Genomic DNA, 282 nt, shown 5'->3' on the forward strand with positions numbered 1-282 from the left:
CGATGGCAGGGTCAGCACCAGTTCGCGGAAGGCCGGATCAAGTGTGTCATTGTTCAGTGTGGCACGCAGGGCTTCGATAAACATACTGTCCAGTTCCAGCGGCTCACCAGCCTGCACGGCTTGAGTCAGGCGCACCAAGCGACGGGTCGCCAGCCTTTGGCCTGCTTCCCAGCGATTGAATGGATCGCTGTCATGCGCAAGCAGCAGACCCAGCTCTTCGTCGCTGTAACTGATATTCAGCACGACTGGCGCAGAGAAATTACGCAACAGCGAGGCAACCGG

General features: G+C 58.5%; 1 protein-coding gene. It reads right to left on the reverse strand.

What is annotated here, in order from left to right; translation table 11 throughout:
* On the reverse strand, window positions 1-282 hold a 282-nt coding region (locus H8L47_RS29290; protein ID WP_186957347.1), incomplete at both ends, for an aminopeptidase N C-terminal domain-containing protein.

This window comes from Undibacterium umbellatum (assembly GCF_014284125.1).
GTDB lineage: Bacteria > Pseudomonadota > Gammaproteobacteria > Burkholderiales > Burkholderiaceae_D > Undibacterium > Undibacterium umbellatum.